Here is a 21,553-nt window from a genome sequence, read left to right as displayed (position 1 = left end):
TCGGTCCAGGTGACTCCACCCCGTCAATCCTCCACATCCCGGGCCAGGAGTGCACGTTTATGATCTCGTGACCTTGCCCGTCAAAGAGTGGATTCTCCGGGTGTCACCACCCCGTGGTCAAACGCAAAGACGATCGCCGCGGCCCGATCGCGCAGCTCCAGCTTGCCGAATATGTGCCCGACATGGCTTTTCACCGTCACTTCCGAGATGCCGAGTTCGCGGGCGATTTCGGCGTTCACCCGGCCGCGGCCGATCAGCTCGAGCACCTCGTACTCGCGCGCGGTCAGCTCGGCGAGCCGGGCGCCGGACCGCGTCGGGCTCGGCCGGATCCGGCGATAGGTCGAGAGCACCCGCTCGGTGACCGACGGGTCGAGCCAGGCGCCGCCGCCCGCGACGGTCCGCACCGCGCGGATCAGATCCTCGGCCGGCGAATCCTTGAGGATGAAGCCCGCCGCGCCCGCGCGTAGCGCACCGGAGAGCAGCTGATCGTCGTCGAAGGTGGTCAGCACCAGCACCGGCGGTGCGCCGTCGCGGGCGCGCAGGATGCGGGTGGCGTCGATGCCGCCGACCCGTTTCATGCGCAGGTCCATCAGCACCACGTCGGGCCGTTCGGCGGCGACGGCGGCGAGCACCTCGTCGCCGTCGGCGCATTCGCTGACCACGAACCCGTCGCGCCTGCGCAGGATCCGGCGCAAGCCGCCGCGGACCAGTTCCTGGTCGTCGACCACCAGAACGGTCACCGCGTCCTCGGCGCCCGCGGGCGATGCCGCTGTCACATACCCTCCTGGGTCCGGCGGGAGTTCGGCTCCCACACCGTGCAGAACATGCCGCCGCGGGTGGGCGCGAGCGGGATGGCGGCCCGCACCGACCAACCCTGCGCGCACGGACCCGCGATCAGCTCGCCACCGAGCAGTTCGGCCCGCTGCCGCATCCCGGACAGACCCATGCCGGTGCCGAGCTGGGCGGGTAAGCCGACCGGCAAGCTGTTGTCGACGGTCAGCGCGACCGCCGTGCCGTCGACCGTCACCCGCACGGTCGCCGTACTGCTCGGCGCGTGCTTGACGACATTGGCCAGCGATTCCTGGCCGATCCGATAGAGCGCGAGACCGACCGCGGGCGAGACCACGCGCAGATCGTCGGTGCACCGGTACTTCGCGTCCAGACCCGCGCGTGCGAAATCGCCGACCAGCGCCTCGATGTCCTGCACGGTCGGCTCGGGCACCAGCTTCGACGGTCGCGCATCGAGCAGCCCGACGGTGCGCCGGATATCGGCCATGGCCTGACGACCGAGTTGCTCGGCTTCGGTGAGCGCCTCCACCGCCTCGTCGACATCGCGGTCGGTGCGCAGCGCGTGCCGGGCCGCGGTGATGTGCAGCAGGGTGATGCTCAGCGAGTGCGCGATCACGTCGTGCACCTCGCGGGCGATCCGGCGGCGTTCTTCGTCGGCCGCCTGGGCCGCGCGAATGTCCTGATAGCCGCGCTCCTGATAGAGCGAGCGGCGTTGGTATTGCAGCATCAGCCCGGCCATCCAGCCGAACGCGACGGCGACCACGTAGGTCGGCAAGCCCTGTGCCATATCCCGATACAGGTCGAACACGACCAGTTCGAGCATCATCGCGAGGGTGATCGGGACGCTGACCCATTTCGGCGCGATCGCCGCCACCTCACCCGCCGCGGCCACCAGTACGAACGGCGCGAGGTCGGGTGAGACCGGCTGGAGCAGGAACAGCGCCTCGGCGATCATGGCGAGCAGGCCGAGCGTCAGCGGCCGCGGCATCACCCCGAGGAAGGCGTACATCGGGCCGAACGCGGCGGTCAGCAGCACCGCGATGATCGGCAGGACGGTCGGGAAGTAGCTGTGCCGCTGGATTGCCGCCGCGACGGCGACGACGAACAGCGACAGATCCACGGCCACGATGACCGAGGGCGGGTAGTCGAACGGCAGTTCCTCGACCCGGCGTTGAAACGAGGTGACGGGTTCTCGAACGAATTCGGCGATCCGCGCCCTGGACTGCCGCCAGCCCAGCGCCACCCGGCGCCGCGCGCGGGTCGCCCGCCCCGGCTCACCGGCCGGCGCGGCGACGCCGATCACACCCATGCGGTAAGGCTAACCGCCCGATACCGGGCGATACATCGTTCCCCGAGCGGTCCGTTTCTCCTACCGTGGTCGGAGATCGATTCGGGTCCCTGGCACGAAGACAGGCCCACGTGCGCTCCGTAGCGTGAAATGCGTCGTCGCACGGAAGGCGAGGCTCATGTCCTGGGAAGATCAGAAGCCATGGCTCGCTAGCACGACGAGAGACGAACAATTGGTGACCGATAGACCACAGCGGGGGGCAGCGATGCCGAAGGCGGCCATGCTCGAATTGTCCGGCGTCACCAAGGAATACCGGGTGGGCGGGCAATCGGTCCGGGCACTGGACGGAATCGACCTGCGGATCGAGACCGGCGAATTCACCTCGATCATCGGGCCCTCCGGTTCCGGTAAGAGCACGCTGCTACACCTGCTCGGCGCGCTGGACATCCCGGACACCGGCTCGATCCGGTTCCAGGGCAACGAGATAGGCGCGCTGGACGACGAGCGGCAGTCCGAGTTCCGCCGCCACCGCGTCGGTTTCGTCTTCCAGTTCTTCAACCTGCTGCCCACGATGTCCGCCTGGGAGAACGTCGCGATACCGAAGCTGCTGGACGGCACCGGCTTACGCAAGGCCAAGCCGCGGGCGCTGGAGTTGCTCGACCGGGTCGGGCTGCGCGATCGAGCCGAACATCGTCCGGCCGAGCTGTCCGGTGGCCAGATGCAGCGGGTCGCGGTGGCCCGGGCGCTGATCATGGATCCGCCGCTGATCCTGGCCGACGAGCCCACCGGCAACCTCGATTCCAAGACCGGCGCCGCGATCCTCGAATTACTCGGCGAGCTGGCCGGTTCCGGCAACTCGGTGGTCATGGTGACCCACGACATGGGCGCGGTGGCGTACTGCGATCGGGTGGTCACCCTGCGCGACGGCCGGATCGGCTCGAACGAACCCGCAGAACGATCGGCCATCGCGTGATCGGCGCCGCCTGGGATCGCCTGCGGCTGTTCAATATCGGTGAACTCCTCGCCCACCGCGGGCGCACCATGATGTCGCTGGTGGTGATGGGAGTCTCGGCGGGTCTGCTGGTCGCGGTGCTGAGCATCTCCGGTTCGGTCACCGGATCGGTGCAGCGGCTCACGGAAAGCCTCGGCGGGCGGGCGGCGCTCGAGGTCACCGGTGTCACCGACGCGGGCTTCGATCAGCAACTGCTGCCACGGATCGCGAACACGCCCGGCGTGGACAAGGCGGTGCCGATGCTGCGGGCGCAGATCGGCGCGGGCGCGGACCGCGCGCTGCTGATCGGCGCCGATCAGAACATCAGCGCATTGGGCAGCGAGTTGGCCGGGCCGCTGGCCGCGCAGACGGGCAAACTGCTCTCGGTACCCAACGGCGTTCTGGTCGGTGCGGCGATGGGGCACCGCGAGGGCGAAAAGTTCACGCTGGGTTCGGCCACCGTCACCGTCGCGGGCGTGCTCGATCAGCAGACCTCGAAGCGGCTCAACGGTGGTCATCTGGTCGCCGCGCCGCTCGGGCTCGCGCAGCAGCTGACCGAGCGGCAGGGTCGGCTCGACTCGATCCAGATCATCCCCGCGCCGGGCGCCTCGGTGGCCACGCTGCGCACCGAACTCACCGCGGCGGTCGACGGTCGCGCGGTGGTCGCCGAACCGAGCCTGCGCACCGCGCAGGCGGGCGGCGCGATCCAGCTCGTGCGCTACTCGACCACGATGGCTTCGGCTGCGGCGCTGATCGTTTCGGCGTTCCTCATCTACAACGCGATGAGCATGGCGATCGCGCAGCGCAGGCCGATGCTCTCGCTGCTGCGCGCCCTCGGCGGCAAGCGCGGGCCGATGGTGCGGGATCTGCTGGCCGAGGCCGCGCTGCTCGGGCTGTGCGGCGGCGCGGTCGGCGCGGTCATCGGTATCTTCATGGGCCGCATCGCGATCGGACAACTTCCCGCCGCGGTGATGTCGTCGGTGGAGGCGCGCACCGAGTACCTCGTGCCGGGTTACGCCGTGCCGTTCGCGATCGCGGCGTGCGTCCTCGCCAGCGTGCTCGCGGCGGGCATTGCCGCGCGGCAGGTGTACAAGGTGGAGCCGATCGAAGCGCTGGTTCCGGTGGGTGTCGGCCGGGCCGATACCGCGAGCGCCGCGTTGCGTTGGGCCGCAGTGGTACTCGGGCTCGCGCTGGTGGCCTGCTCGGTGGGGGTCGCCGAAATCGACCTGGGCCGTTACTCGCTCGGCGCCGTCTCGACCGCGATCATCGCGGCCGTCGTGCTCTGCTTCGCCGCGATCGGCCCGATCGTCCGGTGCGCCGCGGCGACCGCGCGCATGTTCGGCGCGGCCGGCGCCCTCGGCGCGACCACGTTGGAGCGCGCACCGCGGCGGGTCTGGGCCACCGTGATGACCGTCCTGATCGGCGTGGCCGCCACGGTATCGATGGGTGGCGCGACGACCAACATGGTCGACTCCGCCACCACCACGTTCCAGGATCTGGCGAAGAACGACGTCTACGTCAGTCCCGCGTCCATGGCCCAGTTCCCCACCGGCCCTTTGCTGCCCGCCGGGTTGACGGATCGGATCGCCGCGGTCCCGGGCGTCCGGTCGGTGAGCCCGGCGCAGATGGCCTTCGCCACCCTCGGCGCCGGACGGGTGATGCTGCAAGGCTTTCCGCCCGACGCGCGCGAGACCCGGATGCACATGCTGGACGCGACCGCGGCCGCCCGCCTGTCCGCCGGGGACGGGGTCGCGATCTCCCGGGACATCGCCCGGGATCTCGGCGTGGGCGTCGGGTCCCAGCTGACGCTGCCGACCCCGACCGGCGCGCACACGGTGACCGTGCTGCAAGTGATTCCGTACTTCTCGGCGATCGCGGGCGTGGTCATGATGGACCTCGACCTGCTGCGCCGGTGGTACGAGCGACCCGGCGAGACGATCGTGACCGCGAACATCGCGCCCGGCGCGGATCGCGCGGCCGTGCTGGCCGCGATCCGGCAGGTGGTCCCGCCGCAGATCCACGTGGACACCGGGCCGAATACCGTTGTCGCCGCGGCATCCAGCATCCGGCAGGGCTCGGCGATGAGCAACGCGATCCTGTGGATCGTGGTGCTCGTGGCCACGGTGGCACTGTTGAACACCTTGATGCTGTCCGTGCTCGAGCGCCGCAGAGAGTTGGGCGTCCTGCGGGCGATGGGCACGAATCGCGGCTTCCTGATGCGCTCGGTGCTCGCTGAGGCCGCCGGGATCGGATTGGTCGGCGCCGCACTCGGTCTCGTCGTCGGCCTGGCCGTGCAGTACCTGGCCACCGTCGCCATCGCGCACGCACTGACCATCGACGTCACCTACCAGCCGCGCCCGATCCTGCTGGCCTACGGCGCGGCCGCGCTCGTACTGGCCCTGCTCGGCTCGATTCCGCCCGCCCTGCGCGCGGCCCGGCTGCCGATCGTGGCCGCGCTGGCGGTCGACTGAATTCTGCTGCTACAGCGGCAGACTGGTGAACCAGGCCTTGAACTTCTGCTGGGTCAGACCGAAGCCGGAATCCGGCAGGCTGTCGGTGATCGATACCTGCGCGAAGAACAGATAATTGGCCCGGGCCGGATCGTTCTCGAAGCTCACCACCAGGTACCCGTCCGGCAGACCGCTGTCCTTCTTCTGCCACCGGTAGGTCGTGTACTGCTTGCCGTTGGCGGACTCGCTCGCCTTGGTGTTCGACGGCAGCGCGCGGGCCGCGGCTTGCGCGTCCTCGGCGCTCTTGAACGCGATCGCGGTGAAGTCGGGCTGGTCGATCGGCACGCCCCAGCAGTTCCAGGCCGTCTCCCAGTTCGCGAAGTCGGGCACGCCGTCCTCGCTGGACACCTTCTTGCCCGCTTTGCCGGTGCCGAGGAAGCAGGTCTTGTCCTGGTAGCCCTTGCCGCTGCCCACCCCGTATTTGGTGTCGACACCCTGCGGCAGGATCTTCGGGAACGCCTTGGCCAAGGCGTCGGCGTCAGTCGAGGCGGCGGCAGCGGGCGGCCGGCCCGGATCGCTCGGCGACGACGAATCCGACGAGGTCACCTGGGCGATCACCACCCCGGCGACGACCAGCACGACGATGACGATCAGCGCGATCACCACGATGAGGGCCGTGTTCGAGCGGCGTTGCGGCGGCATCGGATAGCCGGTGGCGGGTGCGTAAGCCATCGGCGGCGGGAACGACTGCCCGGCACCGGAATTCGGCGGACCGTACCCGCCGCCGCCCGGAAAGGACTGTCCGGCACCGGGAGTGGGCGGTGCGTCCGGATAGCCGCCGGAGTATTGCTGGGCAGCACCGGACGCGGCGTCCTGGTATCCGCCGGACGGGTACGGCGTACCGGCGCTGGGCGGCGCGTCCACATAGCCGGTGGCGGAGAACTGCTGTCCCGCAGGGGAACTCGGTCCGTACTGCTTCCACTCGACCGAGCCGGCCGCGGCGGCCTGCGGCACATAGGTCGGCGCCGCCTGGTACGCGCCTTGACTCGGTGCCGCCTGATACGTGCCCTGGTTCGGCGGCGCCGCCTGATACGCACCCTGGCTCTGCGGCGGCTGGGCGATTACGGTCGGCGCCGGGGTGTACGGCAGCGGCGGAACCTGGCCGCTGAGCGCTTGCCTTGCGGCCGCGGCGAAATCGGCGCAGGAGGCGAAGCGGTGATCGGGTCGCTTCGCCATCGCCACCGCGATCACCGGGTCCAGCGCCGGGGACAGGCCGGCCCGGCGGGCCGCGGCCGACGGCGGCGGCAGTTGCAGATGGCCACGGATGATGTCGGCGGGCGCGGGCGCGTCGAACGGCGCGATCCCGGTCAGCAGCCAATACAGCGCGCAGGCCAGGGAGTATTGGTCGGAGCGGTGATCGAGGTGCGCGCCGGTCATCTGTTCCGGCGAGGCGTAGGCCAGCGTCGCGGTGAACATCCCGGTCTGTGTCAAGTGGGTGGAATCCTCACGCAGCCGGGCGATGCCGAAGTCGGTGAGGAACACCCGCTCGCGGTTTCCGCCGCCGGACCGGGCCAGCATGATGTTCGCGGGCTTCACGTCGCGGTGCAGCACGCCCATGCCGTGCGCGTAATCCAGTGCGTCGGCGACACCTTCGATGATCTGCACCGCCCGCTCCGGCGGCAGGTTCTGCGGGTTGACCGTGGCGGCATCGACGCCGTCGACGTACTGCATGGAGATCCACAGCTGATCGTCCTCGGTGCCGCGGTCGTACACCTGGACGATGTTCGGATGATCGAGCTGCGCGGCCAGGTCGGCCTCGCGCTCGAACCGGGCGCGCACCTCGACGTCGGTGAACAGCTCGCGGTTGAGGAGTTTCAGCGCGGTCTGCCGGGGCAGCCTGGGATGTCGGGCCAGATAGACCGATCCCATACCGCCTTGCCCGAGCATTTTCTCGATGGTGAACCCGGCGAACACCTCCCCGCTGGTCAGCAATACGGTCCCTTCCGATTTTCACCGCGGCGTGCGGATGCCGCGTCCCTGCGCTCCCTCAGATCCTGGAGCATAGCGGGTAACGCCGTGGCCACGCGGTTTCGAATTCTTCGCGACGATCGGCAAAACTATGGTGGGGCGTTCATGATGGCCTCACGCCCGGTCATCGACCGGGGCCGACCGATGAGCTAAATTTTGCACCGCCGACGAACAGCGATCACGCAAGGGTGGTGGGGAGGACGCGTGGTGAAGTCGACGGGAACAGGTTTCGGGTATCGCGTCGCCTTGCGCGCGACCGCTCTGCTCACGCTGCTCGTGGTGACCTCGTGCGCGCTGCTGCCCGGTGAGCGCGACCACGACGAGCGGCCCGCCGTCGTCGTCGACACCGCCGGGTCGTTCCGGCCCGGCCTCTCGGTGTCCATCCCCGATTCGCTGGCGGCCGATTTCACCCAGCTGCAACCGAACCTGGGCGGCCAGGTCGGCTTGGCGATCATGCCGGTCGGCGGCGGCCGGATGACCATCTTCGGCGACTGGGTCAGCGGCATCGCCTGGTCGACCATCAAGGTGCCGCTGGCCATCGCGGCGCTGCGGCACGACCCGGACGAAAGCGTTTTCGAGAACGCCGAAGCCGCGATCACGGTCTCCGACAACGGCGCCGCCGAAGCACTGTGGGAATCGCTCGGCGACGGACTGGAGGCCGCGCAGGCGGTACAGGACGTGATCGACGAGGCGGGCGACTCCACCACCGGCCTGGCCGGGCCGCGAACCAGGTTGGACTACACCGCTTTCGGGCAGACCGAGTGGACGCTGGCCAACCAGGTGCGGTTCGCGTCCCGGCTGCCGTGCCTGCCCGAGACGTTCCAGGTGCCCGAGCTCATGGCCGAGATCACGCCCGACCAGTCCTGGGGGCTCGGCAATCTCGAAGGCGCCGCGTTCAAGGGCGGCTGGGGGCCCGACGACGACACCGGCATCTACACGGTCCGCCAGTTCGGCGTGGTGCCGACGCAGAACGGGATGGTGGCCGTCGCCCTTGCGGCGCAAGCGGATTCGGGGACCTACGAGGATTCCACCGCCATCCTGAGCAGGCTGGCGGTGCTGCTCGGCAGGCACCTGGCCGAACTGCGCGGCGGCACCTGCGCGCATTGAGCGCGCCGGTCAGCCCGGAACGACCAGACCGGATTCGTAGGCGAGCACCACGGCCTGCGCCCGATCGCGCAGGTTCAGCTTCGAGAAGACCTTGGAGACATGGGTTTTCACGGTCTGCTCGGCGACGAACAAGGATTCCGCGATCTCGGTGTTGGACATGCCCTTCGCGATCAGCTCCAGCACCTCCCGCTCGCGCGGGGTCAGCGTGGCCAGCGCGGGCGCGGGCTTGGCGCGCGCGGCCGAGCGGCGGCTGGTGACATCGGCGATGAGCCTGCGGGTGACCGTCGGCGCGAGCAGCGCTTGACCGTCGGCGACCACCCGGACGGCGCGCACGAGTTCCTCCGCGGGCGCGTCCTTGAGCAGGAAGCCGCTCGCGCCGATGCTCAGCGCCTCGTACACGTAGTCGTCGATATCGAAGGTGGTGAGCATCAGCACCCGCACCGGCGGATCGAACCCGGCGGCGAGGATCGCGCGGGCCGCGTCGAGCCCGTTCATCTCCGGCATCCGGACGTCCATCAGCACCACGTCCGGGCGCAACCGCTTGGCCTCGGCCACCGCGATCTTGCCGTCCGGGGCATCGCCCACCACGCTGATGTCGGTCTGGGCGGCGAGCAGGGCGCCGAAGCCCTGCCGCACCATCGCCTGGTCGTCGGCGATCAACACGGTTATTGCCACCGCACCACCCTATGCGGACCCGGCCCCGACCAGCGAGACGGCTCAGTTACCGGCTTGACCGAGCAGCGTCGGATCCAGCGACGCGGCCGGATGCAGCGGCAGCCGGGCGTGCACCTCGAAACCGCCGTCCGCGCTCGGCCCCGCGGTGACCTCGCCGCCGACCGCCAGGGCACGGGCCTGCATGCCCGCGATGCCGTGCCCGCCGTTGCCGATGGGCTTGCCGGGCGACGCGCTGGGCCCGTTGTGCACCACGAGTTCCAGCACCGGACCGTCGACCCGTAGCCGCACCTGGATCGCCGCCTCCGGCGCGTGCCGCGAAGCATTCGACAGCGACTCCTGCGCGATCCGGTACAGCGCGAGACCCGGCGCATCGGGGACGGACTCGAGCGTTCCGTCGATCGTCCACGCGATGCGCACGCCCGCGCGCAGCGCACCCTCGAACAAGCCCGGCACGTCGGCGGCCTTGGGTTGCGGCGTGTGCTCCGGGGCCTGGCCGTCGCTGCGCAGCACGCCGAGCATGCCGCGGATCTCGTTGAGCGCCTCGCGCGCGGTCGCGCCGATGGACTCGAATTCGGCTCGGGCAGCAGGGGTTACCCCCTCCACCCGGTAGGGCGCGGTCTGTGCCTGCACCACCACCAGGGACATGTGGTGGGCGACCACATCGTGCAGATCGCGAGCGATGCGCGCCTTCTCCTCGAGGATGGCGCGGCGGGCGCGCTCGACCTCGTTCTCTTCTTCCTGGCGCACCAACTGCTTGCGCGAAGCCACCAGCCAGCGGACCAGCAGCCCGAACAGCACCACCGCGCCCAGCGCGATCGGCCAGCCCCACACCGAGCTGCCCAGTTCGCCGCTCTGATTCGACATCGTCGTGCCGAGCAGCAGCGAGGTCGCGACCCACGCGACACCGATGATCGGCGGCGTCGCCCGCACCGCCACCGCGAGCAGCAGGAGGAACAAACTCAGGATGTGCACGACCTGCATCGGCAGCTCGTTGTTCGGCTGGTTCGGAATCGCCAGCGCGATGATCATTCCGGAGCCCGCCGAGATCGCCCAGCCCAGTGGCGGGTTGAGCCGCACGAGCAGCACGGGGAACGCTGCGAGCGCCGCGATGAACGGCTGCACCGGAGGCGCGACGCTGTGCGTGAGATGCAGCGTCGGCCACGCCACCGCGTAGAAGATGAGGGCGACGAGGACGGTCAGCGTGTCGAACCACATCTGCCCCGACATCCGCCTCATCCGGGCACGACTCTTCTGCATCATGTCTACGACAGTAGAAACCGGGTCGTGCTGACACGTCATACCGGCGGGTGATTTCGCACCCCGTACCACGGTGCGAGACATTCGCCCTGCTCACCCACGGGCCGCACGCCGGAAACCGGTCCTCGGCGTGAGGTCGGCGAGGGGCGCGCGTTCCTAGCGTCTAGCCCATGAGCACACCGACCCCCGCAGGGCCCGCAACGGCGCGGCCCGCGCAGGCCGCAAGCCGCACCGCCCGGCGGTCCGCCGCCCTCGCCGCCGCCGCGCTGACCACCATGGCGGCCACCGTGTTCCTCGCACCCGCCCCGCATGCCGCGGCGGCCTCGTCGGGGCCCGTCGAGAGTGCATCGGCACGAATCGCGGTCGCGGAGTTGACCTCCGGTGGTCCCGGTTCGCTCACCGCCATCCCGGACGACTTCGCCGCCCGCTTCGGCTACCGGCCCCGCACGCTCGACGGACTGGTGGTGAACCCGCAGGGCGACTGCTCGTCGCCGGTGACGCTGCCCGCCGAATTCGATACCGCCTGCAAAGCCCACGACCTCGGCTACGACCTGCTGCGCTACGCCGAGGAGCACGGCGAACCGCTCGGCCCGTGGGCGCGCCAGGCGCTCGACGCCACCCTGGATCGGCACATGCACGAGGCGTGCGGCACCCGAGCCGACACGTTCTCCCGGGCGCGCTGCGAAACCATGGCGACGATCGCCGCCACCTTCGTCGACCTCAACTCGCGCCGCCAGGACTACGGCGCCCCCGTCACCGAGTCCCTCCTCGGCGCCGCCGACCCCGGCTCCACCACCAGCTGGCAGCTGCTCGGCATCCTCGGCATCGGCATCACCGGCCTCGCCGCTGCCCTCACCCTCCGCCCCCGCACCAATTCGACTGCCGCACAGGGGGTCCAAGGATGACAAGCACACTCCCCCCGCGCACCGACAACGGTGGATCGACCTCCCCGCGTCCGAGAAGGCAAGGCGCACACCGCACCCGCCCCATTTTACCGACCTCCGCAGTACGCGAACCCGTCACCACAACAACGACAGACGCCACCACCACGCCGACATCCGCAGTGCAATTCAGGGTGCGCGAGGATGACGCCGCGGCTTACGCGCCCGTGCGCGAAATGCGCAGCGGGAACGGTGGAACCGACACCGCGCCCATCCGCGCTAAGCACGGTGCGGGCCGCGAACACGCGCCCACGGCGGCCGTGCACCGCCCGCCGGGCCACCACGAGCGCAACGCGGCCACCGCCGCATCCACATCCGCAGTGCATCGCACGGTGCGCGAGGATTGCGCCACGAGAACCGCGCCGGTGTCTGCAGTGCCCAGCACAGTGCTCGAGACCGACGCCGAGTCCATCCCCGCGAAGCACGGCGTGGACCGCGCACACGCGACGGCTGCCGTGACACCGAACTCCGCGCTGCACCGCGGGATCGTAGGGACCGACGTAGCGGCCACCTCTGCGATGCACGGCGCGAGCCGCGAACATGCCACCGCGATCGTGGGATCGACTTCGGGGACGCGCGGCGCGGTTCGTGCGGGTGGCACGGCGGAGTCCGGGGTGAATGCGCAGGCCACAGTAGCGGCGTCACCGCGGGCGGCTGGTGAGCGTGATGTTGCTGTGTTGCAGGCAGTTTCGCCCGGGGGATGGGGTGGCGATTCCGCGGGTGAGCGGATCGGATGGGGGCGCAATCGTTTGTGGCGGCATGTGATTCGTGCCGTGCCGGGTGCGGTCGGGCGGCTGGCGAGTCCGCGTATCGGGACGACGCTCGGGGTCGGGGTCGGGATGCTGGTGTCACTCGGCCCCGGACTGTTGCCGCGCACCGCCGGGGCGCAGGCGATTCTTACTGCGTTGCTGGTGGCGATCGGCTTGGGGGTCGCGGGGATTGTTCGATTCGTGGTGCGGCGCTGGGGGTTCGATGTCAATCGGCGGTGGCCCGGGGTGCGAGCGCCGTTGCTTGCGGGTATGGCACTGCTCGTGACGGCGGCGGGGGCGCAGGCGTGGCACTGGCAGAACCAGCTGCGGAGTGCGATGGACGCCGCGCCGATCGGGGCTGGGTATTGGGTGCGGTGGTTGCTCGAAACCGTGCTGATCGTCGGTGTGGTCGCCGGAGGTTCGTGGGGAGTGGGCCGGGCCCTGCGCAAACTCGTTTGGGTGCGCAGTGTTTCGCTGGCGGCGGTGGTCGGGGCGGTGCTGTATTTCGTCGCGGCGCCGACGGTGGTCGGGTGGCGGCAGTCGGCGTATGCGAGCGCCAACGCGATGGTGGATCCGACGCTGGTGCAGCCGGTTTCGAACACCAGGTCGGGCAGTGCCGGGTCGGCGGTGAGCTGGTCCTCGCTCGGGGCGGAGGGACGCAAGTTCGTCAGTGGATCGCCTGCCGGACCGATTCGGGTCTACGTCGGGGTGGAGTCCGCCCCGAGCCTGGAATCGCGTGTCGCGCTGGCGGTTCGCGAACTGGAACGCTCGGGTGCGTTCGAGCGGTCCCATCTCGTGCTGATGGTGCCGACGGGTTCCGGCTGGATCGACAAGAACGCCGTGCGCGGTTTCGAGGAGCGCTTCGGCAGCGATGTCGCGCTGGTCGGCCTGCAGTACTCGTTCGCGCCGAGCTGGGTCACCTTCGTGTTCGGCCGCGATCAGGCGGTCACCGCCACCCGCGCGTTGTTCACCGCGGTCGAGGATCGCATCCGCACCCTGGACCACAAACCCCGGCTCTACCTCTACGGTCAGAGCCTCGGCGCGTTCGGCGGCAGTTCGGTTTTCGCCGACGACGCCGACCAGGATCGCCGGACCTGCGCCGCCCTCTGGGCCGGACCGCCGGCCGGACAGGTGCATCGAGCGGGCGCGACCGTGCTCGCCAACAGCTCGGACCCGGTGGTGCACTGGTCCCCCGCCTTGCTCTGGCGCGCACCCGACCTCACCGGCACCCGCCTGGACGCCCCACTGCCGCACTGGCTTCCGGCCGTCAGCTTCATCCAGACCACCGCCGACCTCCTCGCCGCCCTCGACGCCCCCGCCGGACACGGCCACCGCTACGGCCCCGACCAGGGCACCGCGATGGGCACCTGCTGAGATCTTGTACGCACCCAATAGGCCCGACCGTGCGACCCCCATGACCTCAGCACGACCACCGGTCAGGTGCGGCGGACCAGCTCAGCGGCTGAACGGTCGCGCCTCCTTGAAATTGATGAGCAGGAAGCTCTAGACAGCAGCGAGTCGACCGGCCATTGCCCCGCCCGGCGAGCATCCCGACGATCGGCCGCCCACGACCGGCTCGCCGACCACAGCTCACTCGGTAAGCCCAGGCATCCTGGCAGCCCAAGCCTCACTCGACACACCACGGCGCACTTTGCCCCCCACGGCCGTGTTCGGCGCAACACGCTCGGCCGCTACACGGACCGCCCCTACGCTCGACCACTGCGCGTCCAGCCGCCACACGCTCGGCCGCCACACGCTCGGCCATTGCGCGCTCGGCCACTGCGCGCTCGACCGCCGCGGGCTCCGCCACGGCACGCCGACCACCACACGCCCGACCACCACACGCCGACCACCACACGCCGACCGCCACACGCCCGACCAACACACGCCCGGCCATCGCACGCTCAACCGCCACACGCTCGGCCGACCTCGGCGCGCGGAGTGGCTTCCCAGGTCCGGGATTTGCAGGGGCGGGCGAACCGGGGCACGGAGCCGCGGTAGAACGTGTTCTAATCGTCGGCATGGCCTTTGTCATCGACGCTTCCGTGGACATCGACGCGCCCGCCGAGCGGGTCTGGCAGGTGATCACCGACTTTCCGCACTACGGCGAGTGGAACCCCTTCGTCAGCGAATGCCGTAGCTCACTGGTGCCGGGTGAACCGATCGATATGGTCGTGCGCCTGGGCGGGCGGCCGCGCCGCCAGCGCGAATGGATCCGCTCGCACACGCCGGGGCACGAGCTGAGCTATTCGATGAAGCCGACCCCGTTCGGCGCCCTGCACAGTCTGCGGTCGCACACCCTGACTCCGCTCGGCGATCGTCGCACGCGCTACGAGTCCCACTTCGAGCTCAACGGCTGGCTGCATCCCCTGGTGGTCACCCTGCTCGGCAAGCACCTGAAGGCCGGCTTCGCCGGAATGACCGCGGGCATCCAGCAGCGAGCCGAAGCGCTGCGCACCCCCTAACTTTCCTCCCGCACCCTTTCTGACCTCCCGCACCCCGACTCGCCGGGTGACACACCGGCGAGAAAATCAGAAAGGGTGCGGCAAGAACGTCGGGGCGCGAACTGCACGCGGAACGAGACGATACGGTTCGTCTTGACATCGGGGATTGTGGCTGGCACTATCGTTTCAACGAGACGGAGCGTCTCGCGACGAAAGGATCGACACATGACCCGAACCTGGTTCATCACCGGCGCCAACCGCGGACTCGGCCGGGCATTCACGGTGGCCGCGCTCGCCGAGGGTGACCGGGTCGTCGCGACCGCTCGCGACCCGCGCACCATGGCCGACCTGGCCGAGGAGCGACTTACGGTGCTGCCGTTGGATGTTCGCGATCGCGCGAACGTGATCGCCACGGTGGACAAGGCTTTCGCGCTGATGGGCACGATCGACGTGATCGTGAACAACGCGGGTTACGGCCTGGTCGGCGCGCTCGAGGAACTCACCGAAGCGCAGATCCGCGACCAGATGGACACCAACTTTTATGGCGCGCTCTGGGTTTCGCAGGCCGCGGTGCCGCATCTGCGCGCTCAGGGCGCCGGGCACATCGTGCAGATCTCGACGGTCGGCGCGGTGGGCAGCCTCCCGCTGTTCGGCATGTACAACGCGAGCAAATGGGCGCTCGAAGGTTTCAGCGCTTCGCTCGCCGACGAACTGCGGCCCTTCGGCATCTCGGTTACCCTGGCGCAGATGGGCGGTTTCGACACCGACTGGGCGAAGTCGAGCATGCAGTTCGGCAGCGGACTACCGGCCTACGAGGACCTGCGCGCCGGCATCCTCGGCATGCCGGACTATCCGGACCCGAGTGCCCCGCCGCCGGTCACCGACAACCCCGAATGGCAGGAGCCCGCACCGGAAGTCGGCGCGGCAGCGTTGATCGCTCTGGTGAACATGCCGAATCCGCCGGTACGCAAGGTCATCGGCCCGGGCGCGCACCAGATGGTCACCATGGCCCTGGACCAGCGCCGCCAGGATTACCTGACCGACCCCGAATTCACCTGGCCCGCTTAGCCGCTCCGCGAGTTCGTGCCCGCCTCGGACACCACCGAATCGGGCACGTCTCGGGTTCGCCACGAGGTACCCATTGCACGAACTCGGGTCGGACGCGGATCTCTGCTGACGTGGCACGCCAACAGGAGCCCCCGCGAGTGACCGATCGAGCACGCCTCAAGCCCGGGACGAGCCACCCACTGCACGAATTCAGGTCGGACCCGGATCTCTGCTGACGTGCCACGCCAGCAGGAACCCCCGACGAGTAACCGATCGGGCACGCCTCAGGCCCAAGGCGAACCACCCACTGTATGAATTCGGTTCGGACGCGGATCCCTGCTGACGTGGCACGCCAGCAGGAACCCCGGCGAGTGACCGATCGGGCACGCCTCAAGCCCGGGACGAACCACCCACTGCACGAATTCAGGTCGGACCCAGATCCCTACTGACGTGCCACGCCAACAGGAACCCCCGCGAGCGACCGATCGAGCATGCCTCAAGCCCGGGACGAACCACCCACTGCACGAACTCGGGTCGGAAGCTGATTCCCGCTGACGTGGCACATCAGCAAATATCCCCGGTGAATGACCGGAAGATGTTGCCCGGACGGCGAACTCCTCGCTGTCCGGGCAACACCGCTCAGGCGATCGGTCCGCGCGCACCTTCGTATGCCGCGCCGACCCGGTAGAGCCGGTCGTCGGCGAGGGCAGGCGCCATGATCTGGAGGCCGACCGGCATGCCGTCGTCCTTGCTCAACCCGGACGGCACCGACATGGCGGGGTGCCCGGCCAGGTTGGTGGGCAGGGTGCACAGGTCGGACAGGTACATGGCCAGCGGGTCGTCGACCTTCTCGCCCAGCTTCCACGGGGTGAACGGGCTGGTCGGCGAGACGAGCACATCGACCTGCTCGTAGGCCTTGTCGAAGTCGCGCGCGATCAACGTGCGCACCTTCAGCGCCTGGCCGTAGTACTCGTCGTAGTACCCGGACGACAGCGCGTAGGTGCCGATCATGATGCGGCGCTTGACTTCCGGGCCGAAACCGGCGGCCCGGGTCGCGGCCATCACCTGTTCGGCGCTGTGCTGCCCGTCGTCGGCGACGCGCAAGCCGTAGCGCATCGCGTCGAACCGGGCGAGGTTCGAGGACACCTCGCTGGGCATGACGAGATAGTAGGCGGACAGGGCGTATTCGAAGTGCGGGCAGGACACCTCGATCACCTCGGCGCCGAGCTCCTTGAGCACCGCCACTGCGGCATCGAAGGATTCGAGCACGCCCGGCTGGTAGCTGTCGGAGTGCAGTTCCTTCACCACACCGACTTTCACGCCGCTCAGATCACCCTTGGCGCCTTCGCGCGCCGCGGCGACCACCGGGGGCACCGGGACGTTGCGCGAGGTGGAGTCGCGCGGGTCGTGCCCGGCGATCACCTCGTGCAGCAGCGCGGTGTCCAGCACGGTCCGGCCGCAGGGCCCGCCCTGGTCCAGCGAGGACGCGCAGGCGACCAGGCCGTAGCGGGAGACGGTGCCGTAGGTCGGCTTGGTGCCGACGGTCGCCGTCACCGCGGCGGGCTGGCGGATGGAACCGCCGGTGTCGGTGCCGATGGCCAGCGGCGCCTGGTACGCGGCGAGCGCGGCGGCCGAGCCACCGCCCGAACCACCGGGAATCCTGGTGGTATCCCAGGGATTACGGGTCGGGCCGTAGGCCGAGTTCTCGGTGGACGAACCCATCGCGAACTCGTCCATGTTGGTCTTGCCGAGAATCGGGATGCCCGCCGCGCGCAACCGCGTGGTCAGCGTCGCGTCGTAGGGCGCGACCCAGCCCTCGAGGATCTTCGACCCGCAGGTGGTCGGCATGTCGGTGGTGGTGAAAACGTCCTTGAGCGCCAACGGAACTCCGGCCAGCGGCGACGCGGGCGCGGTGCCCGCGGCGAGCGCGGCGTCCACCGCGGCGGCCGACTCGAGCGCCTGCTCCCCCGCCACGTGCAGGAACGCGTGGTACTCGCCGTCGACCTCGGCGATCCGGTCCAGGTGCGCCTGGGTGACCGCGACGGAGGACACCTCGCCACCGTGGATCTTGCCGGCCAGCTCGGCCGCCGACAGCGCAGTCAGCTCGCTCATTCGGCTTCTCCCAGGATCTGCGGAACCATGAACCGCTGCTCTTCGGCGGCCGGGGCACCGGACAGCGCCTGCTCGGGCGTCAGGCAGGGCACGACCTCGTCGGGACGGGTCACATTGGTCGTCGGATTCGGCGACGCGGTGGCCGGGACGTCGGCGGCGGCGACCTCGGAAATGGTCCGCACGTGGCTCAGGATCGAATCCAGCTGCCCGGCGAACTGATCCAGTTCGGCATCGGACAGCGCGAGCCGGGACAGCCGGGCGAGGTGTGCGACCTCGTCACGGGAGATGGCGGGCACCGCGGGACCCCTTTCGGCTTCGGTATCAACAATTTCGTTCGCGCGTATCGCATTCGTGGCGGGGCGCGAACGTCGTTTCGTATCGTCTACACGGGTAGCGTACGGACTACGAGCCTAGCCACCGCACACGCCACCCACACCCGCACCCCGGCGACCGGTCCTCCGTGTCACCGCCGCGCAGTAGGCTGATCGGGCCGCCGAGGGTAACTGAAACTGGTGAAGCGGCGGGACGACACGGTTTCTCGAACTAGCTCGACACGCCGTATTGTCACGAAATCGCCGCGTGGCGTACATCACTGGCCGCACTTCGGGTCGATAACCCGGCCCCAGGGGTGTAAGTATTGCGTGACCCGGGTATCCGTTCAGAGCCTCGGCCGCCCAAGGAAAGGAAAGCACGTGTCGTACCTGCTCCGCGTGCAACTTCCGGATCGACCGGGAAGCCTCGGTGCGCTCGCGCTCGCCCTCGGCTCTGTCGGCGCCGACATCCTCTCGCTGGACGTGGTGGAGCGCGGCGCCGGGTTCGCCGTCGACGACCTCGTCGTCGAGGTGCCCCAGGGCGCGCTGCCCGACACGTTGATCACCGCCGCCGAATCGATCGGCGACGTCCGGGTCGATTCCATCCGCCCGTACTCGGGCGTGCTGGACACCCACCGCGAACTCGAACTGATCGACCAGGTGGCCAGCGCCAAGGACGACCGGTTGCAGGTGCTCGTCGACGGCGTGCCCCGGGTGCTGCGGGTCGGCTGGAGCACCATCATCGACATGGGGCCGCAGGGCGCCTACCGGGTGGTCGGCAGCCCGAGTGCGCCTGAGACACAAGCGGGTTCGGCGCCGTGGATGCCGTTGGAGAAGCCCGCCATCCTCGATCCGGAATCCGAATGGGTGCCCGAGATCTGGCGGGACATGGACACCAAGCTCGCCGCCGCGCCGCTCGGCAACACCGGCAAGGTGCTGCTGCTCGGGCGCCCCGGCGGCCCAGACTTCCGCCCTTCGGAGGTCGCCCGCCTCGGCTATCTCGCGGGCATCGTGGCCACCGTGCTCGGCTAGGTGCCGGCCCCGACATCCGGCCGAATGCCACCGTGGCGGCACCGGACTTCGGGACAGGGCTTGACCCCGGGATCTACGGCGCGAGCGCCAAGCGCAGCACCGTCAGGAGTTCGCCTGCGGGCGTGTGCCAGTCGCGGTCGGGGGTGGGAACGAAGCCGTAGCGATCGTAGATGCGGCGCGCGTCGACCATCGCGGGCATGGTCGTGAGCACCACTGCCGCAAAGCCTTCCGCCTTCGCGATGTCGATCACGGTGCGCACCAACGCGGTTCCCGCGCCGAGGCCGCGCGCGGTCTTGGCCACGGCCAGCATCCGGAACTCGAGTTCGCCGGGCCGCGCGATCTCGGCGTAGGGCGTGCCGGGGCGAGCGACGGTGAGCGAGCCGACGATCCGGTCGGCGTGCACGGCCACCAGTAGTTCCGCGGACGCGCCGCGATGCGCGGTATCGGCCAGCTCGGCCGCGTACGGGGTGCCCGCGCGGACGAATCCCTCGCCGACGTACACCTCGACGGTCAGCTCGCCGACCGCCGCGTACTCGTCCGGTCGCGCGGGGCGAATCGCCAACCGCGTGTCCTTGGCATCGATGGCAGCGTTCGGATCCATACCTGGCATCGTGCCATCCGACGTAACCCGGTCTACGTCACACCTGCCCGCGCTCAGGAGCCCAAGCTCGGCCGCGCGCCGGGATGTGCGATCGACCAGTTCTGCGGATTGCGCGGCGAATAGACCACGTCGATGAGATCACCGATCGACGGCCAGGCGTTGACGTCCCAGGCGAAGCGCCCGTAGACGACCGTGCCAGACACCGACGGCCCGGTCAGATTGCCGGTGATGGTCACGTACTGCTCGCCCTGGGCGTCCGGGCGCGGGCTCACACCGGTGACATAGAGCGTGCCCGCCTCCGCCGGCGTGGCCCGGAAGCCGCCGCGGCCGCGCAGATAGAGCACGACCATCCCCGCCACCGCGAGGACCATGATCAGCAGCATTCCGAATTCGAGCATGTGCCCATGCTATTGCCTCGCCCACGCCGGTCCGGCGCTACACCGCGGCGAGTTCGCTGGTGCCGTGATCGGTGCGCCGGACCTGCCACACCACGCTGCGCGTGCGCGCCGAACGTCCGTTGCCGCGATCGATCAGGGCCCGGTTGGTGGTGGTGTAGACGAGTTGAGCGCCGCGCGAATTGGTTTCGGGGTTCTGGAAGAGCTGGATCAGGCGATCGGTTTCCTCCGCGGGCAGCTGCGCGCCGATATCGTCGACGGCCAGCACCCGGCCCGAATCGAGGGCGTCCAGCATGGTCGGCAAAATGCGCAGCAGCGAGACCGTCGCGGTGGATTCGTCGGCGAGGTCGAACGGGTTGTCGATGCCGTCGTGCACCAGGCCGAGGCCGACGCCGCGCCGGGCCACCATCCGGGCGTACAGCGCGTCCCTGGCGGATTTCATGTTGGTGAGCTCGCGTTCGAGCAGCACCGGCGTGACGCCGCCCTCGCGCAGCAGCCGGTCGGCGAAGTCCGCCGAGGTGGCGCACAGCTCGATCTGTTTGCCGATCGCGGCGATATCGGCATCCAGGTCGCGCAGGTAGTCGGCGTACATCGGATCGTGCTCGGCGATCAGCAGATCGGTGATCCCGAGTTCGGCGGTGCGCAGCAGCATCAGCAGCCGCGCGGCGTTCTCCGGCGAGCGCGACAGGTGCCCGCCGAGGCGGTGCGCGACGGCGGCGGTGTCGGCCGGGCCGAGCTGGACCTCGAGCATGGACTCGAACCAGCGATAGGCGGGCACCAGCGCGTCCGCGTACATCTGCCCGGCCAGGCTGAGCAGCAAGGCATTCGGGCGCACCAGCGGCACCAGCGCCGCGATGCCGTAGCGCGCCGCCTCGAACATCGGCCCGATCTTGATCTGTTCGCCGTTGCGCTCGAACACGATTCGCTTGCGCGAACGCGGCTGGGTGTAGAGCCACTCGGCCGTCACGTCGGCGTTGTCCAGGCGGAAGCCGTAGGTGTAGGGCACGCCCTCGGCGACGAAGCTCGCCACGAATTCCGAAGGGCGGTCCGCGAATCCGAGATGCGGCGTGCGCACCGGGCCGGCGTAGGGATCCCACCCGGTGACCGAATGCAGCACCGCGTCGCGCATCTGCGCGAGCGCGTCGATCAGGTTGGTCTTGCCCGCGGCCGCGGTGCCGTGGATCGCGGTGACCGGTACCGCCACCGGCCCACTCCCCTTGGTGAGCCGCAACTCCTGCTCCTCGGCCAGCGATCTGTGATTGGTCACCTGAAAACTGCGCAGCATCCCGCCATCCTGTCGTCCGGCGGCCGACACCGCGACAGCAGGGCCGCGGCA

General features: G+C 69.6%; 18 protein-coding genes. 8 read left to right on the top strand and 10 right to left on the bottom strand.

Annotation, left to right across the window (positions count from 1 at the left end; genetic code table 11):
* Positions 1–80: 80 nt before the first annotated feature.
* Complete coding sequence (locus tag NVU01S_RS15900; RefSeq protein WP_029898430.1) at positions 81–776, bottom strand: response regulator; 696 nt, start codon at positions 774–776, stop codon at positions 81–83.
* A complete protein-coding gene (locus tag NVU01S_RS15895; protein ID WP_043680505.1) occupies positions 773–2,098 on the bottom strand; it encodes a sensor histidine kinase in 1,326 nt (441 codons plus the stop codon). The genes NVU01S_RS15900 and NVU01S_RS15895 overlap by 4 nt, the downstream gene beginning before the upstream one ends.
* A 244-nt stretch (positions 2,099–2,342) precedes the next feature.
* Between NVU01S_RS15895 and NVU01S_RS15890 the strand changes: the two genes are divergently transcribed.
* Together NVU01S_RS15890 and NVU01S_RS15885 are read left to right on the top strand one after the other, a co-directional pair.
* A complete protein-coding gene (locus NVU01S_RS15890; protein WP_052281299.1) occupies positions 2,343–3,050 on the top strand; it encodes an ABC transporter ATP-binding protein in 708 nt (235 codons plus the stop codon).
* On the top strand, positions 3,047–5,539 hold the full coding sequence (locus NVU01S_RS15885) for an FtsX-like permease family protein (RefSeq protein ID WP_043680503.1): 2,493 nt from the start codon (positions 3,047–3,049) through the stop codon (positions 5,537–5,539). Before NVU01S_RS15890 ends, NVU01S_RS15885 begins: the two co-directional genes overlap by 4 nt.
* Before the next feature lie 9 nt (positions 5,540–5,548).
* Here the strand turns inward: NVU01S_RS15885 and NVU01S_RS15880 are convergent, their stop codons facing one another.
* The gene (locus tag NVU01S_RS15880; protein WP_043680499.1) at positions 5,549–7,510 is read right to left on the bottom strand and encodes a serine/threonine-protein kinase; all 1,962 of its coding nucleotides are present in this window, start codon (positions 7,508–7,510) and stop codon (positions 5,549–5,551) included.
* Positions 7,511–7,750: 240 nt separating this feature from the next.
* On the opposite strand from NVU01S_RS15880, the gene NVU01S_RS15875 reads away from it, so the two are divergent.
* Positions 7,751–8,653: a serine hydrolase gene (locus tag NVU01S_RS15875; protein WP_082032398.1), complete on the top strand. Its 903-nt coding sequence runs from the start codon at positions 7,751–7,753 to the stop codon at positions 8,651–8,653.
* A gap of 9 nt (positions 8,654–8,662) precedes the next feature.
* Here NVU01S_RS15875 and NVU01S_RS15870 read toward each other — a convergent pair whose 3' ends face one another.
* Together NVU01S_RS15870 and NVU01S_RS15865 are read right to left on the bottom strand one after the other, a co-directional pair.
* Positions 8,663–9,328, bottom strand: coding sequence for a response regulator (locus tag NVU01S_RS15870; RefSeq protein WP_042254031.1), 666 nt, complete (start codon positions 9,326–9,328; stop codon positions 8,663–8,665).
* 42 nt (positions 9,329–9,370) lie between these two features.
* Positions 9,371–10,588, bottom strand: coding sequence for a sensor histidine kinase (locus tag NVU01S_RS15865; RefSeq protein WP_373864203.1), 1,218 nt, complete (start codon positions 10,586–10,588; stop codon positions 9,371–9,373).
* Between the two features lie 167 nt (positions 10,589–10,755).
* Between NVU01S_RS15865 and NVU01S_RS15860 the strand changes: the two genes are divergently transcribed.
* The 4 genes from NVU01S_RS15860 to NVU01S_RS15845 all read left to right on the top strand — a co-directional run bounded on the left by NVU01S_RS15860 (position 10,756) and on the right by NVU01S_RS15845 (position 15,787).
* Entirely contained in the window at positions 10,756–11,490 is a 735-nt protein-coding gene (locus NVU01S_RS15860; protein ID WP_082032396.1) for a hypothetical protein, read from the top strand.
* 809 nt (positions 11,491–12,299) lie between these two features.
* Entirely contained in the window at positions 12,300–13,649 is a 1,350-nt protein-coding gene (locus tag NVU01S_RS15855) for an alpha/beta-hydrolase family protein (protein ID WP_052281302.1), read from the top strand.
* A 647-nt stretch (positions 13,650–14,296) separates the two neighbouring features.
* Positions 14,297–14,740: an SRPBCC domain-containing protein gene (locus NVU01S_RS15850; RefSeq protein ID WP_043680494.1), complete on the top strand. Its 444-nt coding sequence runs from the start codon at positions 14,297–14,299 to the stop codon at positions 14,738–14,740.
* Between the two features lie 204 nt (positions 14,741–14,944).
* Positions 14,945–15,787, top strand: coding sequence for an SDR family NAD(P)-dependent oxidoreductase (locus tag NVU01S_RS15845; protein WP_063048133.1), 843 nt, complete (start codon positions 14,945–14,947; stop codon positions 15,785–15,787).
* Positions 15,788–16,405: 618 nt separating this feature from the next.
* Here the strand turns inward: NVU01S_RS15845 and gatA are convergent.
* Entirely contained in the window at positions 16,406–17,878 is a 1,473-nt protein-coding gene (gatA, locus tag NVU01S_RS15840; RefSeq protein WP_043673817.1) for an Asp-tRNA(Asn)/Glu-tRNA(Gln) amidotransferase subunit GatA, read from the bottom strand.
* Positions 17,875–18,174: an Asp-tRNA(Asn)/Glu-tRNA(Gln) amidotransferase subunit GatC gene (gene gatC / locus NVU01S_RS15835; RefSeq protein ID WP_014987211.1), complete on the bottom strand. Its 300-nt coding sequence runs from the start codon at positions 18,172–18,174 to the stop codon at positions 17,875–17,877. Before gatC ends, gatA begins: the two co-directional genes overlap by 4 nt.
* A gap of 396 nt (positions 18,175–18,570) precedes the next feature.
* Here gatC and NVU01S_RS15830 point away from each other — a divergent pair, with 396 nt between their 5' ends.
* A complete protein-coding gene (locus tag NVU01S_RS15830) occupies positions 18,571–19,221 on the top strand; it encodes an ACT domain-containing protein (protein WP_014987212.1) in 651 nt (216 codons plus the stop codon).
* A 73-nt stretch (positions 19,222–19,294) separates the two neighbouring features.
* On the opposite strand, the gene NVU01S_RS15825 is transcribed toward NVU01S_RS15830, so the two are convergent.
* The 3 genes from NVU01S_RS15825 to NVU01S_RS15815 are packed head-to-tail and all read right to left on the bottom strand — an operon-like array spanning position 19,295 to position 21,502.
* Positions 19,295–19,822, bottom strand: coding sequence for a GNAT family N-acetyltransferase (locus NVU01S_RS15825; protein ID WP_052280810.1), 528 nt, complete (start codon positions 19,820–19,822; stop codon positions 19,295–19,297).
* A 53-nt stretch (positions 19,823–19,875) separates the two neighbouring features.
* Positions 19,876–20,220, bottom strand: coding sequence for a hypothetical protein (locus tag NVU01S_RS15820; protein WP_043673820.1), 345 nt, complete (start codon positions 20,218–20,220; stop codon positions 19,876–19,878).
* A gap of 37 nt (positions 20,221–20,257) precedes the next feature.
* Positions 20,258–21,502, bottom strand: a complete 1,245-nt coding sequence (locus NVU01S_RS15815; protein ID WP_043673823.1) for an AAA family ATPase — start codon at positions 21,500–21,502, stop codon at positions 20,258–20,260.
* Positions 21,503–21,553 lie beyond the last annotated feature (51 nt).

Origin of the sequence: Nocardia vulneris, from assembly GCF_001613425.1 — a bacterium.
Classification (GTDB): domain Bacteria; phylum Actinomycetota; class Actinomycetes; order Mycobacteriales; family Mycobacteriaceae; genus Nocardia; species Nocardia vulneris.
The sequence above is the reverse complement of the archived record's forward strand: the minus strand, read 5'-3'. Positions and strand labels throughout refer to the sequence as shown.

Bases quoted from the DNA above. Each gene is read 5' to 3' on its own strand.
- NVU01S_RS15895 (WP_043680505.1), bottom strand. From the start codon at position 2,098: ATGGGTGTGATCGGCGTCGCCGCGCCGGCCGGTGAGCCGGGGCGGGCG.
- NVU01S_RS15890 (WP_052281299.1), top strand. From the start codon at position 2,343: ATGCCGAAGGCGGCCATGCTCGAATTGTCCGGCGTCACCAAGGAATAC.
- NVU01S_RS15865 (WP_373864203.1), bottom strand. From the start codon at position 10,588: ATGATGCAGAAGAGTCGTGCCCGGATGAGGCGGATGTCGGGGCAGATG.
- NVU01S_RS15860 (WP_082032396.1), top strand. From the start codon at position 10,756: ATGAGCACACCGACCCCCGCAGGGCCCGCAACGGCGCGGCCCGCGCAG.
- NVU01S_RS15850 (WP_043680494.1), top strand. From the start codon at position 14,297: ATGGCCTTTGTCATCGACGCTTCCGTGGACATCGACGCGCCCGCCGAG.
- NVU01S_RS15845 (WP_063048133.1), top strand. From the start codon at position 14,945: ATGACCCGAACCTGGTTCATCACCGGCGCCAACCGCGGACTCGGCCGG.
- gatA (WP_043673817.1), bottom strand. From the start codon at position 17,878: ATGAGCGAGCTGACTGCGCTGTCGGCGGCCGAGCTGGCCGGCAAGATC.
- NVU01S_RS15825 (WP_052280810.1), bottom strand. From the start codon at position 19,822: ATGGATCCGAACGCTGCCATCGATGCCAAGGACACGCGGTTGGCGATT.
- NVU01S_RS15820 (WP_043673820.1), bottom strand. From the start codon at position 20,220: ATGCTCGAATTCGGAATGCTGCTGATCATGGTCCTCGCGGTGGCGGGG.
- NVU01S_RS15815 (WP_043673823.1), bottom strand. From the start codon at position 21,502: ATGCTGCGCAGTTTTCAGGTGACCAATCACAGATCGCTGGCCGAGGAG.